This is a genomic window from Prevotella amnii DSM 23384 = JCM 14753 (assembly GCF_000378745.1).
Lineage (GTDB): Bacteria > Bacteroidota > Bacteroidia > Bacteroidales > Bacteroidaceae > Prevotella > Prevotella amnii.
In genome coordinates, this window is the sequence record NZ_KB905270.1 from 105,001 (window position 1) to 117,860 (window position 12,860).

A 12,860-nucleotide genomic window follows, 5' to 3' on the forward strand; every position below is an offset into this window, starting at 1 on the left:
TAAAAAATGGCAGTACGTAAATTAAAACCGGTAACTCCGGGTCAAAGACACAAGATTATTGGCACGTTCGAGGATATTACTGCATCCGTGCCAGAGAAGTCTCTCGTTTACGGTAAACGTTCTACTGGTGGTAGAAATAACACTGGAAAGATGACAGTTCGCTACATAGGCGGTGGTCATAAAAAGAAGTATCGTTTTATTGATTTTAAGCGAGAGAAGGATGGTGTTCCAGCTGTAGTTAAGACAATCGAGTATGATCCTAACAGATCTGCTCGAATTGCGCTGTTATACTATGCTGATGGTGAAAAACGTTACATTATTGCTCCTAACGGTTTGCAGGTTGGTGCTACTTTGATGTCAGGTGCTCAAGCAGCTCCTGAAGTAGGTAACTCTCTACCTCTTACTAATATTCCTGTTGGTACGGTAATTCATAACATAGAGTTACGTCCAGGTCAGGGTGCTTTATTAGTCCGTTCGGCAGGTAACTTTGCTCAGCTTACTTCTCGTGAAGGTAATTATTGTGTTATCAAGCTACCTTCTGGCGAAACTCGTCAGATCTTATCTGCTTGTAAAGCTACTGTGGGAAGTGTAGGAAATTCTGATCATGCGTTGGAGCAGTCTGGTAAGGCTGGTCGCTCACGTTGGTTGGGTCGTCGTCCTCACAACCGTGGTGTTGTTATGAACCCTGTAGATCACCCAATGGGTGGTGGTGAAGGTCGTCAGTCTGGTGGTCATCCACGTTCTCGTAAGGGCTTGTATGCTAAGGGTCTCAAGACTCGTGCACCAAAGAAGCTTTCAAACAAGTACATTATTGAGAGAGCTAATAAGAAGTAAACTAAGTAATTAAGAGTAAGTTATGAGTCGTTCATTAAAAAAAGGTCCATACATTAACGTGTCTCTCGAGAAAAAGATTCTCGCTATGAATGAGAGTGGCAAGCAAAATGTAGTTAAGACTTGGGCTAGAGCATCAATGATTTCCCCTGATTTTGTGGGACATACTGTTGCTGTACACAACGGAAATAAATTTATCCCTGTTTATATTACTGAGAATATGGTAGGTCATAAGCTCGGCGAGTTTAGTCCTACACGCCGTTTTGGTGGTCATTCAGGTAATAAGCGTTAAGCAGGTCATATTATCCATTTAGAAAATAGAATAATATAAATAATGGGAGCAAGAAAACATATAAAGGCTGAAGCTCGTAAAGAAGCTTTAAAAAGCCAGTATTTTGCAAAGCTCAAGGACTGTCCTTCTTCTCCGCGTAAGATGCGCTATGTTGTTGACATGGTACGTGGAATGGAAGTTGATCGTGCCCTTGGTGTGCTAAGATTCTCAAAGAAGGCTGCTGCACAAAATGTAGAGAAATTACTACGTTCTGCAATTGCTAACTGGGAAAATAAAAATGACCGCAAAGCTGAAGACGGTGAACTTTATATCTCTAAGATCTTCGTAGATGGAGGTGTTACAATGAAGCGCATGCGTCCTGCACCACAGGGCCGTGGCTATAGAATTCGTAAACGTTCTAACCACGTCACACTTTTCGTTGATTCGAAGGCTGACGCTAATAATGATAAATAAATAGTATAATGGGACAGAAAGTTAATCCAATTAGCAATCGTTTGGGGATAATCCGCGGTTGGGAATCAAATTGGTTCGGTGGCAAAAATTTTGGAGAAAGCCTTGTAGAAGATCGTAAAATACGGGCTTATTTAAATAAGCGTCTTGAAAAGGCAAGTATTTCTCGTATTGCTATTGAACGTACCTTGAAGCTCGTTACCATTACTATTTGTACAGCTCGTCCAGGTATCGTTATTGGTAAAGGTGGTCAAGATGTAGATAAGTTAAAGGAAGAGTTGAAGAACCTTTTTAAGAAGGAAATTCAAATTAATATTTTTGAGGTCAAGAAGCCTGATCTAGACGCAAATATAGTTGGAAACAATATAGCTCGTCAGGTAGAAGGAAAGATCGCTTATCGTCGTGCAATCAAGATGGCTATTGCAAATGTGATGCGTGCCGGAGCCGAAGGTGTTAAGGTTCAAATAGCAGGTCGTCTTAATGGTGCTGAAATGGCACGTAAGGAGATGTTTAAGGAAGGTCGTACACCTTTACATACTCTCCGCGCAGACATCGATTACTGTGCTACAGAAGCTCTTACTAAAGTAGGGCTTTTGGGAATTAAGGTTTGGATTTGCCGAGGTGAAGTTTATAATAAGGTAGAGCTTACACCTAACTTTACACAAGACAAGACATCTGCTCGTTCTAATAAGGGGAACGGAAATGGTCGCTCTGGTAGAGGTAATCGCAGAAGAAACAATAATCGTTAAAAGTAAAAGCTATCATGTTACAGCCAAAAAGAGTAAAATATAGAAGACCTCAAGATGGACGTGGAAATAAAGGAAATGCTCACAGAGGTACACAATTGGCTTTCGGATCATTTGGTATCAAAACGCTTGAAGCTAAATGGATCGATAGTCGTCAGATAGAGGCAGCTCGTGTAGCGATAAATCGTTACATGAACCGTCAAGGTCAAGTCTGGATACGTATTTTCCCTGACAAACCTATTACTCGTAAGCCTGCTGATGTGCGTATGGGTAAAGGTAAGGGTGATCCTGCAGGATGGGTTGCACCTGTTACTCCAGGGCGTGTCCTCTTTGAAGTAGAAGGTGTAGGTTTTGATATAGCTAAAGAGGCTCTTCGTCTCGCAGCACAAAAACTACCTGTAAAGACAAAGTTTATTGTTAGACGTGATTTCGATAAAAACGCTTAAGAAAGATGAAGATTAAAGAAGTAAAAGAACTCGAAACCAGTGAGTTGGTTGAGAAGCTAAAGAATGCTGAGGTTGCTCTTGTTAAAATGAAGATTAATCATCAGGTTACTCCACTTGAGAATCCATCTCAAATTAAGGTTGCTCGTCGTGATATAGCACGTATGAAGACAGAACTCCGTCAAAGGGAACTTAATAAATAACAATGATCCAGATGGAAACAAGAAATTTAAGAAAAGTAAGACAGGGTGTGGTTATCAGTAACAAAATGGATAAGACCATAGTTGTTGCTGCTAAGTTTAAAGAAAAGCATCCTATATATGGTAAGTTTGTTCAAAAGACAAAGAAATACCATGCTCATGACGAGAAAAATGAGGCAAATGTCGGTGATACCGTAATGGTTATGGAAACTCGTCCTCTTTCTAAAACAAAGAGATGGAGATTAGTTCAAATTATTGAAAAAGCTAAGTAATTATGATACAAGTAGAATCAAAACTTACAGTATGTGATAATAGCGGTGCTCGTGAAGCAAAGTGTATTCGTGTGCTAGGTGGTACTCGCCGTCGTTATGCAAGTGTTGGTGACGTTATCGTAGTTGCTGTACAAAACGTCATTCCATCAAGTGAATTGAAAAAAGGTGCAGTTTCAAAGGCTTTGATAGTACGCACTAAGAAGGAAATTCGTCGTGCTGATGGTTCATATATTCGTTTCGATGATAACGCATGTGTGTTATTAAATAATGCAGGTGAAATTCGTGGAAGTCGTATTTTCGGACCAGTTGCTCGTGAATTACGTGCAGTTAATATGAAAGTTGTTTCATTAGCACCTGAGGTTCTTTAATTTATAAATTGAAAAGAAAATGGCAAAATTTCATATAAAGAAAGACGATCAGGTAATTGTCCTAGCTGGTAGAGATAAAGGTAAAACAGGCAAGGTGCTTAAAGTTGTTACAGACAAAGAACGTGCTATTGTTGAGGGTGTTAATATTGTCTCAAAGAGCTCTAAGCCTTCTGCTGCTAATCCACAAGGAGGAATTGTTAAGCAGGAAGCTCCAATTCATATCTCCAATTTAAATCTTATAGATCCTAAGAGCGGTAAGGCTACACGTGTTAAGATCGAACGTGAAGGTAAAACAGTTAAGCGTATCGCAAAAAAATCTGGGGAGGAAATTAAATGATGAATACAGCTCAATTAAAGAAACAGTATAAGGAACAAATAGTTCCAGCACTTCAGAAGCAGTTTAACTATTCTTCTGTTATGCAAGTTCCTGTATTGAAGAAAATAGTTATTAATCAAGGTCTTGGCGATGCTACTCAGGATAAGAAAATTATAGAAGTAGCTATTAATGAGATAACTACGATAACTGGTCAGAAGGCTATTGCTACTTACTCGAAGAAAGATATTGCTAATTTCAAACTTCGTAAGAAGATGCCTATCGGTGTAATGGTAACTTTACGTCGTGAACGTATGTACGAATTTTTAGAAAAGTTAGTACGTGTGTCATTACCTCGTATTCGTGACTTCAAAGGTATTGAAAGCAAATTTGACGGTCGTGGAAATTATACTCTCGGTATAACTGAGCAGATTATTTTCCCAGAGATTAATATCGATCAGGTAGATCGTATCCAAGGATTGAACATTACTTTTGTAACTTCTGCTAAAACAGATGAAGAAGGTTTTGCTCTATTAAAAGGTTTCGGTCTTCCTTTTAAGAATGCTAAAAACGATTAATTGATATGGCAAAAGAATCAATGAAAGCGCGTGAGATAAAGCGTGCTAAACTAGTTGCTCGTTACGCAGAAAAGCGCAAGACCCTAAAAAAGATTGTTGCGACTTCTAACGACCCAGAGGAGGCATATGAGGCTGCACGTAAGTTGCAAGCTATTCCTAAGAATGCTAATCCAATACGTTTACATAATCGTTGTAAAATAACTGGTCGTCCAAAGGGGTATATTCGTCAGTTTGGTCTTTCTCGTATTCAGTTCCGTGAGATGGCTTCACAAGGCTTAATACCAGGAGTTAAGAAAGCAAGTTGGTAATTTAGATATATTTATTATGATTGGCGAAATGTAATGTTAACATTACTTTTGCTAATCATTTTGAAAAGTATTCTTTAATATTGTCGGGGTAGTCCCGATTAATTAAAATTTTATATATTATGACAGATCCAATAGCAGATTATCTGACTAGACTCAGAAATGCAATTATGGCACATCATCGTGTCGTTGAAGTTCCTGCGTCAAATTTAAAGAAATCTATTACAAAGATTCTCTTTGAAAAGGGTTACATCTTGAATTATAAGTTCATAGAAGATGGTCCTCAAGGCACTATCAAGGTGGCCTTAAAGTATGATCCTATAACAAAGAAGAACGCAATTAAAAATTTGAAGCGCGTTTCTACACCAGGTTTACGTAAGTATACTGGTTATAAGGATATGCCGAGAGTTATTAATGGACTAGGTATAGCTATAATATCTACGTCTAAGGGTGTAATGACTAATAAAGAAGCTGCTACCGAGAAGATTGGTGGTGAAGTTCTTTGTTATATTTATTAATTGGAGGTTTATATTATGTCAAGAATAGGAAAATTACCAATTAGTATTCCTACAGGAGTTATAGTAACCTTTAATGATGGTGTAGTTGTAGTGAAAGGTCCTAAAGGGGAGCTATCACAGAAAGTAGATGCCTCTATTAAAGTATCTATAAGTGATAAAGAGGTTAGCTTTGAAGTAGATGAAAATAGCCCTGTTAACTACAAGCAGAAGCAAGCCTTTCATGGTTTGTATCGTTCTTTGGTAAACAATATGGTAATAGGTGTTAGTCAAGGTTATTCTAAAACGTTGGAGCTTGTAGGTGTTGGTTATCGTGTTTCTAACCAAGGTAACATAGTAGAATTTTCTTTGGGTTATACACATCCAATTTTCATTCAGCTTCCAGCTGAGATTAAGGTTGAAACAAAGAGTGAGCGTAACCAAAACCCTATTATTACCTTAGAAACAGCAGATAAGCAGTTGCTAGGTCTTGTTTGTGCAAAGATCCGTTCTTTCCGTATGCCTGAACCATATAAAGGTAAGGGTATATTATTCAAGGGTGAGGTTATTCGCAGAAAGTCTGGTAAGACCGCTGCAGCTAAGTAACTTTAATTATTCATTACGATTATGACAACAAAGAAAGAACAAAGAAGGCTTAAGATAAAGCTACGCATTCGAAAGAATGTAACAGGTAGCGCAGAGCGTCCACGCTTGAGTGTTTTTCGTAGTAACAAGCAAATTTATGCTCAGGTAATTAATGACCTGAATGGTACAACTCTTGCTTCTGCTTCGTCATTAGGCATGGAGAAATTAGCTAAAATAGAACAAGCTAAAAAAGTAGGTGAATTAGTAGCTGCACATGCTAAGGCTGCAGGTATTGAGAAAGTAGTTTTTGACCGTAACGGTTATCTATATCACGGACGTGTTCAGGCATTAGCTGAAGCTGCACGTGAAGGAGGACTTAAATTCTAAACGATTATGGCATTTAATAAAGTAAAAGTAAATAGTGATGTTGAACTTAAGGATCGCTTGGTTGCTATTAACCGTGTAACTAAGGTTACTAAAGGTGGTCGTACTTTCACATTTGCAGCTATCGTCGTTGTAGGTGACGGTAATGGCGTTATAGGTTGGGGATTAGGTAAGGCAGGTGAAGTTACAGCTGCTATTCAGAAGGGAACAGACTCTGCTAAAAAGAATTTAGTGAAGGTTCCTGTTTTGAAAGGTACCGTTCCTCATGAGGTAGAAACTCGTTTTAGTGGTGCTCAGGTTTTATTGAAGCCAGCTGCAGCAGGTACTGGTTTGAAAGCTGGTGGTGCTATGCGTGCTGTATTGGAGAGCGCAGGTATTACTGACGTTATAGCCAAATCAAAAGGATCATCAAATCCTCACAATTTAGTTAAGGCAACTATTGCAGCTCTTTCAGAGATGCGTGATGCTTATACAGTTGCGGGTGAGCGAGGTGTTAGTATGGATAAAGTATTTAACGGTTAAATAAAGGAGATTTTTAATAATGGCAACAATTAAGGTAAAGCAAATTAAGAGTCGAATAGGTGCTCCTAAAGATCAAAAAGCCACATTGCTAGCTTTAGGTCTCCGCAAAATTTCACAAGTTATAGAAATAGAAGATACACCAAGTGCACGTGGAATGATTGCAAAGGTTCATCATTTGGTATCAGTAGTTGATTAATTATTTTTTAACGATTAAATTAGTATGAAATTAAATAATTTAACACCAGCAGCAGGCTCTACACACACACGTCGGCGTCTTGGTCGTGGTACAGGTTCTGGATTAGGAGGCACTTCTACTCGTGGGCATAAAGGAGCTAAAGCTCGTTCTGGTTATAAGAGAAAGATAGGCTTTGAAGGTGGGCAGATGCCATTACAGCGTCGTGTTCCAAAAGGTGGTTTTAAAAATATTAACCATAAGGAATATGTACCTGTAAATCTTTCTACTCTTCAGAGTTTAGCAGAAAAGTCTAATTTGACAAAGATTAGTTTAGTAGATCTTAAAGCTGCAGGCTTAGTTCGTAACAAAGATCTCGTAAAGATACTTGGTACAGGTGAGTTAAAGGCTAAACTAGAAGTTGAAGCTAATGCGTTCTCTAAAACTGCTGAAGAGGCTATCAAGGCAGTAGGTGGTAATACAACTATAATCTAAGTAGATGAAGAAGTTTATTGAGACACTGAAGAACTGTTGGAAGGTGGAAGATTTGCGTCAGCGTCTTCTTATCACCATTTTGTTCGCAGCAATTTACCGTTTTGGATCATTTGTGGTTCTTCCTGGTATTAATCCAGCATTATTGCAAAAATTACAGTCGCAGACTGCAGGTGGCTTAATGTCGCTTTTGGACATGTTCTCAGGTGGTGCATTTTCCCATGCGTCTATATTCGCATTAGGAATAATGCCTTATATCTCAGCTTCTATCGTTATGCAGCTTCTTGCCGTTGCTGTTCCTTATTTTCAAAAGTTACAGCGTGAGGGCGAAAGTGGAACAAAGAAAATAAATTGGTATACACGTGCCTTAACAGTATTTATTTTACTGTTTCAGGCACCTATGTATCTAACTAACCTGAGAGCACAAGCAGCAGGAGCAGTTGCTTCTGGTATTTCTTGGACGGCATTTGCAATACCAGCTACTATTATTTTAGCAGCTGGTTCAATGTTTATTCTTTGGTTAGGTGAGCGTATTACAGATAAAGGTGTGGGCAATGGTGTTTCTTTAATCATTATGTTGGGTATCATAGCACGTCTACCGCAAGCGTTTTTTCAAGAGCTAACAAGCCGTTTTGAGGCTATAACTGGTGGTGGATTCGTTATGTTTATCGTAGAGATAATTGTTCTATATCTTGTAGTATGTGCTGCGATTCTTTTAGTTCAAGGAACAAGACAAGTTCCTGTGCAATACGCAAAGAAGGTTGTAGGAAATAAGCAATATGGTGGTGCACGTCAGTACATACCTTTAAAATTGTTTGCTGCAAATGTAATGCCTATCATCTTTGCTCAAGCATTGATGTTTATTCCTTTAGCAGTAGTACAATATTCGACTGATAGTTCTAGTTCTGTACTTCAGGCGATGATGAACACTAAGAGCCTGCCATATAATATTGTTTATGTTATTCTGATTATTGCATTTACTTATTTTTATACAGCAATTACATTAAATCCAACCCAAATGGCAGAGGACATGAAACGTAATAATGGTTTTATACCAGGAGTTCGTCCAGGCAAGGAAACTGCAGATTATATAGAGACTATAATGTCTCGTATTACTTTTCCAGGATCCTTATTTATAGCCTTTATTGCTGTTATGCCAGCTTTTGCAGGGTTACTTAATGTTCAGGATGCTTTTGGACAATTTTTTGGCGGAACATCATTATTGATTCTTGTTGGAGTTGTTATTGATACTTTACAGCAGATAGAATCTCATTTGATGATGCGTCATTATGATGGTCTATTAAATTCTGGTCATACACGTAATGGTGTATCAGCCTATTAAATTCTTTGTCTTAAAAATAGATTCTAAAAAGATATAATATAAATATTAAATTAGTGCTAGTCATTTATTTGTCTGTATGAGTTAAATTTATTATATGTCAAATTAGAAAAGAAAAAAAGAGTTATTATTATATATGGCAAAGCAAACTGCAATAGAACAGGATGGTATAATCCTAGAAGCACTTTCCAACGCAATGTTTCGTGTAGAGTTAGAGAATGGTGTAGAAATCATTGCTCATATCTCTGGAAAGATGAGAATGCATTACATTAAGATTTTACCCGGTGATAAGATTAAGGTAGAAATGAGTCCTTATGATTTAACAAAGGGTAGAATTGTTTTCAGATACAAATAAATATCAAAGATATGAAGACAAGAGCATCATTAAAAAAGCGTACAGCCGACTGCAAGATAGTTCGTCGTAAAGGTCGCTTGTTCGTTATTAACAAGAAAAACCCTAAGTTTAAGATGCGTCAGGGTTAAGTTAAAAATATGTAAAGGTATGTTATTGTGCTAAATAATACTTACCTTTGCATGATTTTTATCGTAAATAGACATTTAAATTAATTAATTATTTAACAATGGCAATAAGAATTGTTGGAGTAGATTTGCCCCAAAATAAGCGTGGCGAAATCGCATTGACCTACATTTATGGTATAGGTCGAAGTAGTTCAGCAAAGATATTGGATAAAGCTGGTATCAGCCGAGACCTTAAAGTAAGTGAGTGGTCTGATGAACAAGCAGCTAAGATCCGTGAGATTATCGGTGCTGAATTCAAAGTAGAAGGTGATCTTCGTTCAGAGATCCAAATGAATATAAAGCGCCTAATGGATATTGGTTGCTATCGTGGTGTTAGGCATCGTAACGGTCTTCCTGTTCGCGGTCAGAGTACAAAAAATAATGCTCGTACTCGTAAGGGTAAAAAGAAGACTGTTGCTAACAAGAAGAAGGCTACTAAGTAATTTTAAGGAGGAAATTAATTATGGCAAAAAAAACAGCAACATCTAAGAAAAGAAGTGTAAGAGTAGATGCTATGGGACAGCTTCATGTGCATAGCTCTTTTAATAATATTATAGTATCTTTGGCAAATAATGAAGGTCAGATTATTTCTTGGTCTTCTGCAGGCAAGATGGGATTCCGTGGTTCTAAGAAGAATACTCCTTATGCAGCTCAAATGGCAGCAGAGGATTGTGCAAAAGCAGCTTTTGACTTAGGTTTACGTAAGGTTAAAGCGTTTGTTAAAGGTCCAGGTAATGGTCGTGAGAGTGCAATCCGAGCAGTAAATGCTGCGGGTATTATAGTTACAGAAATAGTAGATGTAACCCCTTTACCACATAATGGTTGTCGTCCACCAAAGCGTCGTCGTGTATAATAACATCTTATAAAAGTTTAAAGAAAAAAATATGGCAAGATATATAGGTCCAAAATCTAGAATAGCACGCCGTTTTGGTGAGCCAATTTTCGGCGCAGATAAGGTATTGTCTAAGAGAAATTTTCCTCCTGGGCAACATGGTAATAACCGTCGTCGTAAGGTTTCAGAATACGGTGCTCAGCTAGCAGAAAAGCAAAAAGCAAAATATACTTATGGCGTTTTAGAACGTCAGTTCCGCAATCTATTTGAGAAGGCTGCTAAATCTGAAGGTATTACTGGTGAAGTTCTTCTTCAGAGTTTAGAATCACGTCTTGATAATGTTGTTTTCCGTCTTGGTATTGCTCCTACAAGAGCAGCTGCACGTCAGTTAGTAGGGCATAAGCATATTACAGTTAATGGTAATGTTGTGAATATTGCTTCTTACTGTGTTAAGACAGGTGATGTCGTTGGTGTACGTGAGAAAGCTAAATCCCTTGAGGTTATTGAAGCAGCTTTAGCAGGATTTAACCATAGTAAGTATCCTTGGCTGGAGTGGGATGAAAATGCAAAGGCTGGTAAGTTTCTTCACAGACCAGACCGTGCAGATATTCCAGAGAATATTAAAGAGCAGTTGATCGTTGAGTTGTACTCTAAATAATTAAAAATCATTCAATTAATGGCGATATTAGCATTTCAAAAACCTGACAAAGTTGTGATGCTGGAGGCAAATGAGACTTTCGGAAAATTCGAATTTCGTCCTTTAGAGCCTGGCTTTGGTGTTACTATAGGTAACGCTTTACGTCGCATCCTCCTTTCATCTCTAGAAGGTTTTGCAATAAATACCATTCGTATAGCTGGTGTTGAGCATGAATTTTCTTCTGTACCAGGTGTAAAGGAAGATGTTACCAACATCATATTGAATCTAAAACAGGTTAGATTCAGGCAAGTAGTAGAAGAATTCGAGAATGAGAAAGTTAGTATAACTGTAGAGAATTCCACGGAGTTTAAAGCAGGTGATATCAGCAATTATCTGACTGGATTTGAAGTGTTAAACCCTGATTTGGTGATTTGTCATTTAGACTCAAAGGCATCTATGCAAATTGATCTTACCATCAATAAAGGGCGAGGTTATGTTCCTGCAGATGAAAATCGTGAGTTTTGCACAGATGTTAATGTACTCCCAATCGATTCAATATACACTCCTATACGTAATGTAAAATACTCTGTAGAACCGTATCGTGTAGAACAGAAGACGGATTATGATAAACTGATCATTGAAGTTACTACGGATGGTTCCATTCCTCCAAAAGAAGCTTTAAAGGAAGCAGCTAAAACTCTTATACATCACTTTATGTTGTTTTCAGATGAGAAGATTACGTTAGAATCTCCTGATCAAGAGAATAATCAAGAATTTGATGAAGAAGTTTTGCATATGCGTCAGTTATTGAAGACAAAGCTTACAGATGCAACATTGAATTTAAGTGTTCGTGCGCTTAATTGTTTAAAAGCAGCTGATGTTGAAACATTAGGCGATTTGGTTCAATATAATAAGACAGATCTTTTAAAGTTCCGTAATTTTGGTAAGAAATCGCTTTCAGAGCTTGATGATTTGCTCGAAGGTCTGAATCTATCGTTTGGAACTGATATTACAAAATATAAATTGGATAAAGAATAAGATGCTTCCTTTAATTTTTCGATTATATTTATTATAAAAGTAAAATAGAAGTCAGTTCTTATAGTTTGTTCATAATGAGAATTAAAAATGAGACATAATAAAAAATTTAATCATTTAGGTCGTACTGCTCCTCATCGTGCAGCATTGTTATCAAATCTTGCAATTGCATTGATCGAGCACAAAAGAATCACTACGACTTTAGCAAAAGCTAAGGCTCTAAAGAAATTTGTAGAGCCATTAATAACACGTTCTAAAGAAGATACAACTAATTCGCGTCGTGTAGTCTTCCGCTATTTACAGAATAAGGAGGCAGTGACAGAATTATTTAAGAATATTTCTGTAAAGGTAGGTGATCGCCCTGGTGGTTATACTCGTGTTATTAAGTTGGGAACTCGTCAAGGAGATGCTGCAGAGATGGCTTTTATAGAGCTTGTTGATTTTGATGAGAATATGGCTAAAACTCTTAAAACAGAAGTTAAGAAGACTCGTCGTAGTCGTCGTTCTACAAAAAAAGTTGAGTCAGAAACTTCTGATAATGTAGCAACATCAGAAGAAACAAAGGCAGAATAATCAAGTTCATTTATAAAACATGTTATGAGAGGATATGTCAAATATGCATATCCTCTTTTTTTTTGTAGAGTTTTGACTTTTTGTGGTCAGTCCTAAAATCCTGTTGCGAGTCTTCGATACTGTCATTAAAAGTGTGTGAGCTATTCTTCTTTTTTATCCTTTCTATTTCCATTTTCGTTTATATTCTTCCAGCTTTTATACTGGTATATTTTCTTTTTATAAGCATTTTTTGTTTCTTCCATTGCCATTGTGATTCCAAGAAAATATAACAGCTTGTGCTGATGGCATGGATGTTCTCATATTGATAGTCCTTTTATACTTTCTGTTGAGTCTTTTAATCCAGTTAGTCGTATATATACACCTTTGCACTTCTTTTGGGAAGTCCATATATGTGAAGTATGCCATATTTCTTTCTGTCTTGTATTTCTTAAGGGTTGGATACTTCTTTTCCCATCTATCAACAAAAGTAACAAAATGT

General features: G+C 37.4%; 25 protein-coding genes and 1 pseudogene. 25 read left to right on the top strand and 1 reads right to left on the bottom strand.

Annotation, left to right across the window (positions count from 1 at the left end):
• The first annotated feature begins 6 nt into the window (after positions 1-6).
• The 25 genes from rplB (at position 7) to rplQ (ending at position 12,382) form a co-directional block, all read left to right on the top strand.
• Positions 7-834 (top strand): 50S ribosomal protein L2, encoded by an 828-nt coding sequence (gene rplB / locus F596_RS0103485; protein ID WP_019035878.1) that lies wholly within the window; start codon positions 7-9, stop codon positions 832-834.
• Positions 835-856: 22 nt separating this feature from the next.
• Positions 857-1,123, top strand: coding sequence for a 30S ribosomal protein S19 (gene rpsS, locus F596_RS0103490; protein ID WP_004335814.1), 267 nt, complete (start codon positions 857-859; stop codon positions 1,121-1,123).
• Between the two features lie 42 nt (positions 1,124-1,165).
• Positions 1,166-1,576 (top strand): 50S ribosomal protein L22, encoded by a 411-nt coding sequence (gene rplV / locus F596_RS0103495; protein ID WP_008448267.1) that lies wholly within the window; start codon positions 1,166-1,168, stop codon positions 1,574-1,576.
• An 8-nt stretch (positions 1,577-1,584) separates the two neighbouring features.
• Positions 1,585-2,322, top strand: a complete 738-nt coding sequence (gene rpsC / locus F596_RS0103500) for a 30S ribosomal protein S3 (RefSeq protein WP_008448273.1) — start codon at positions 1,585-1,587, stop codon at positions 2,320-2,322.
• Positions 2,323-2,336: 14 nt separating this feature from the next.
• A complete protein-coding gene (rplP, locus tag F596_RS0103505; RefSeq protein ID WP_008448314.1) occupies positions 2,337-2,765 on the top strand; it encodes a 50S ribosomal protein L16 in 429 nt (142 codons plus the stop codon).
• A 5-nt stretch (positions 2,766-2,770) separates the two neighbouring features.
• On the top strand, positions 2,771-2,965 hold the full coding sequence (gene rpmC, locus F596_RS0103510) for a 50S ribosomal protein L29 (protein ID WP_008448280.1): 195 nt from the start codon (positions 2,771-2,773) through the stop codon (positions 2,963-2,965).
• A gap of 2 nt (positions 2,966-2,967) precedes the next feature.
• On the top strand, positions 2,968-3,234 hold the full coding sequence (gene rpsQ / locus F596_RS0103515; RefSeq protein WP_019035879.1) for a 30S ribosomal protein S17: 267 nt from the start codon (positions 2,968-2,970) through the stop codon (positions 3,232-3,234).
• Positions 3,235-3,236: 2 nt separating this feature from the next.
• A complete protein-coding gene (gene rplN / locus F596_RS0103520) occupies positions 3,237-3,602 on the top strand; it encodes a 50S ribosomal protein L14 (RefSeq protein WP_004335794.1) in 366 nt (121 codons plus the stop codon).
• Between the two features lie 19 nt (positions 3,603-3,621).
• Complete coding sequence (gene rplX / locus F596_RS0103525; RefSeq protein WP_008448305.1) at positions 3,622-3,939, top strand: 50S ribosomal protein L24; 318 nt, start codon at positions 3,622-3,624, stop codon at positions 3,937-3,939.
• A complete protein-coding gene (rplE, locus tag F596_RS0103530) occupies positions 3,939-4,493 on the top strand; it encodes a 50S ribosomal protein L5 (protein ID WP_019035880.1) in 555 nt (184 codons plus the stop codon). Before rplX ends, rplE begins: the two co-directional genes overlap by 1 nt.
• A 5-nt stretch (positions 4,494-4,498) precedes the next feature.
• Positions 4,499-4,801 carry a 30S ribosomal protein S14 gene (gene rpsN, locus F596_RS0103535; protein ID WP_008448326.1) on the top strand — a complete coding sequence of 101 codons (303 nt, stop codon included), beginning with the start codon at positions 4,499-4,501 and terminating at the stop codon, positions 4,799-4,801.
• A gap of 119 nt (positions 4,802-4,920) precedes the next feature.
• Positions 4,921-5,316 (top strand): 30S ribosomal protein S8, encoded by a 396-nt coding sequence (gene rpsH / locus F596_RS0103540; protein ID WP_019035881.1) that lies wholly within the window; start codon positions 4,921-4,923, stop codon positions 5,314-5,316.
• 15 nt (positions 5,317-5,331) lie between these two features.
• Positions 5,332-5,898: a 50S ribosomal protein L6 gene (gene rplF / locus F596_RS0103545; protein WP_019035882.1), complete on the top strand. Its 567-nt coding sequence runs from the start codon at positions 5,332-5,334 to the stop codon at positions 5,896-5,898.
• A gap of 21 nt (positions 5,899-5,919) precedes the next feature.
• Positions 5,920-6,264, top strand: coding sequence for a 50S ribosomal protein L18 (rplR, locus tag F596_RS0103550; protein ID WP_008448265.1), 345 nt, complete (start codon positions 5,920-5,922; stop codon positions 6,262-6,264).
• 6 nt (positions 6,265-6,270) lie between these two features.
• Positions 6,271-6,783, top strand: coding sequence for a 30S ribosomal protein S5 (gene rpsE / locus F596_RS0103555; protein WP_008448282.1), 513 nt, complete (start codon positions 6,271-6,273; stop codon positions 6,781-6,783).
• Positions 6,784-6,802: 19 nt separating this feature from the next.
• Positions 6,803-6,979 carry a 50S ribosomal protein L30 gene (gene rpmD / locus F596_RS0103560; protein ID WP_008448268.1) on the top strand — a complete coding sequence of 59 codons (177 nt, stop codon included), beginning with the start codon at positions 6,803-6,805 and terminating at the stop codon, positions 6,977-6,979.
• Positions 6,980-7,003: 24 nt separating this feature from the next.
• Positions 7,004-7,450, top strand: a complete 447-nt coding sequence (rplO, locus tag F596_RS0103565; RefSeq protein ID WP_008448332.1) for a 50S ribosomal protein L15 — start codon at positions 7,004-7,006, stop codon at positions 7,448-7,450.
• Positions 7,451-7,454: 4 nt separating this feature from the next.
• Positions 7,455-8,789 carry a preprotein translocase subunit SecY gene (gene secY / locus F596_RS0103570; RefSeq protein WP_008448317.1) on the top strand — a complete coding sequence of 445 codons (1,335 nt, stop codon included), beginning with the start codon at positions 7,455-7,457 and terminating at the stop codon, positions 8,787-8,789.
• 133 nt (positions 8,790-8,922) lie between these two features.
• Positions 8,923-9,141: a translation initiation factor IF-1 gene (gene infA / locus F596_RS0103575; protein ID WP_008448263.1), complete on the top strand. Its 219-nt coding sequence runs from the start codon at positions 8,923-8,925 to the stop codon at positions 9,139-9,141.
• Positions 9,142-9,152: 11 nt separating this feature from the next.
• Entirely contained in the window at positions 9,153-9,269 is a 117-nt protein-coding gene (gene rpmJ, locus F596_RS0103580; protein ID WP_004352823.1) for a 50S ribosomal protein L36, read from the top strand.
• A gap of 98 nt (positions 9,270-9,367) precedes the next feature.
• Positions 9,368-9,748 carry a 30S ribosomal protein S13 gene (rpsM, locus tag F596_RS0103585; RefSeq protein ID WP_008448269.1) on the top strand — a complete coding sequence of 127 codons (381 nt, stop codon included), beginning with the start codon at positions 9,368-9,370 and terminating at the stop codon, positions 9,746-9,748.
• 20 nt (positions 9,749-9,768) lie between these two features.
• Positions 9,769-10,158 carry a 30S ribosomal protein S11 gene (gene rpsK / locus F596_RS0103590; protein WP_008448330.1) on the top strand — a complete coding sequence of 130 codons (390 nt, stop codon included), beginning with the start codon at positions 9,769-9,771 and terminating at the stop codon, positions 10,156-10,158.
• A 31-nt stretch (positions 10,159-10,189) separates the two neighbouring features.
• Positions 10,190-10,795, top strand: coding sequence for a 30S ribosomal protein S4 (gene rpsD / locus F596_RS0103595; RefSeq protein WP_008448319.1), 606 nt, complete (start codon positions 10,190-10,192; stop codon positions 10,793-10,795).
• An 18-nt stretch (positions 10,796-10,813) separates the two neighbouring features.
• Entirely contained in the window at positions 10,814-11,812 is a 999-nt protein-coding gene (locus F596_RS0103600; protein WP_008448321.1) for a DNA-directed RNA polymerase subunit alpha, read from the top strand.
• 87 nt (positions 11,813-11,899) lie between these two features.
• On the top strand, positions 11,900-12,382 hold the full coding sequence (rplQ, locus tag F596_RS0103605) for a 50S ribosomal protein L17 (RefSeq protein WP_008448334.1): 483 nt from the start codon (positions 11,900-11,902) through the stop codon (positions 12,380-12,382).
• Between the two features lie 140 nt (positions 12,383-12,522).
• Here rplQ and F596_RS10785 read toward each other — a convergent pair.
• Positions 12,523-12,860: pseudogene (locus F596_RS10785) on the bottom strand (transposase); the annotation flags it as partial.

Coding starts and splice junctions, on each gene's coding strand:
- rplB (WP_019035878.1), top strand. CDS start 7: ATGGCAGTACGTAAATTAAAACCGGTAACTCCGGGTCAAAGACACAAG.
- rpsS (WP_004335814.1), top strand. CDS start 857: ATGAGTCGTTCATTAAAAAAAGGTCCATACATTAACGTGTCTCTCGAG.
- rplV (WP_008448267.1), top strand. CDS start 1,166: ATGGGAGCAAGAAAACATATAAAGGCTGAAGCTCGTAAAGAAGCTTTA.
- rpsC (WP_008448273.1), top strand. CDS start 1,585: ATGGGACAGAAAGTTAATCCAATTAGCAATCGTTTGGGGATAATCCGC.
- rplP (WP_008448314.1), top strand. CDS start 2,337: ATGTTACAGCCAAAAAGAGTAAAATATAGAAGACCTCAAGATGGACGT.
- rpmC (WP_008448280.1), top strand. CDS start 2,771: ATGAAGATTAAAGAAGTAAAAGAACTCGAAACCAGTGAGTTGGTTGAG.
- rpsQ (WP_019035879.1), top strand. CDS start 2,968: ATGATCCAGATGGAAACAAGAAATTTAAGAAAAGTAAGACAGGGTGTG.
- rplN (WP_004335794.1), top strand. CDS start 3,237: ATGATACAAGTAGAATCAAAACTTACAGTATGTGATAATAGCGGTGCT.
- rplX (WP_008448305.1), top strand. CDS start 3,622: ATGGCAAAATTTCATATAAAGAAAGACGATCAGGTAATTGTCCTAGCT.
- rplE (WP_019035880.1), top strand. CDS start 3,939: ATGAATACAGCTCAATTAAAGAAACAGTATAAGGAACAAATAGTTCCA.
- rpsN (WP_008448326.1), top strand. CDS start 4,499: ATGGCAAAAGAATCAATGAAAGCGCGTGAGATAAAGCGTGCTAAACTA.
- rpsH (WP_019035881.1), top strand. CDS start 4,921: ATGACAGATCCAATAGCAGATTATCTGACTAGACTCAGAAATGCAATT.
- rplF (WP_019035882.1), top strand. CDS start 5,332: ATGTCAAGAATAGGAAAATTACCAATTAGTATTCCTACAGGAGTTATA.
- rplR (WP_008448265.1), top strand. CDS start 5,920: ATGACAACAAAGAAAGAACAAAGAAGGCTTAAGATAAAGCTACGCATT.
- rpsE (WP_008448282.1), top strand. CDS start 6,271: ATGGCATTTAATAAAGTAAAAGTAAATAGTGATGTTGAACTTAAGGAT.
- rpmD (WP_008448268.1), top strand. CDS start 6,803: ATGGCAACAATTAAGGTAAAGCAAATTAAGAGTCGAATAGGTGCTCCT.
- rplO (WP_008448332.1), top strand. CDS start 7,004: ATGAAATTAAATAATTTAACACCAGCAGCAGGCTCTACACACACACGT.
- secY (WP_008448317.1), top strand. CDS start 7,455: ATGAAGAAGTTTATTGAGACACTGAAGAACTGTTGGAAGGTGGAAGAT.
- infA (WP_008448263.1), top strand. CDS start 8,923: ATGGCAAAGCAAACTGCAATAGAACAGGATGGTATAATCCTAGAAGCA.
- rpmJ (WP_004352823.1), top strand. CDS start 9,153: ATGAAGACAAGAGCATCATTAAAAAAGCGTACAGCCGACTGCAAGATA.
- rpsM (WP_008448269.1), top strand. CDS start 9,368: ATGGCAATAAGAATTGTTGGAGTAGATTTGCCCCAAAATAAGCGTGGC.
- rpsK (WP_008448330.1), top strand. CDS start 9,769: ATGGCAAAAAAAACAGCAACATCTAAGAAAAGAAGTGTAAGAGTAGAT.
- rpsD (WP_008448319.1), top strand. CDS start 10,190: ATGGCAAGATATATAGGTCCAAAATCTAGAATAGCACGCCGTTTTGGT.
- F596_RS0103600 (WP_008448321.1), top strand. CDS start 10,814: ATGGCGATATTAGCATTTCAAAAACCTGACAAAGTTGTGATGCTGGAG.
- rplQ (WP_008448334.1), top strand. CDS start 11,900: ATGAGACATAATAAAAAATTTAATCATTTAGGTCGTACTGCTCCTCAT.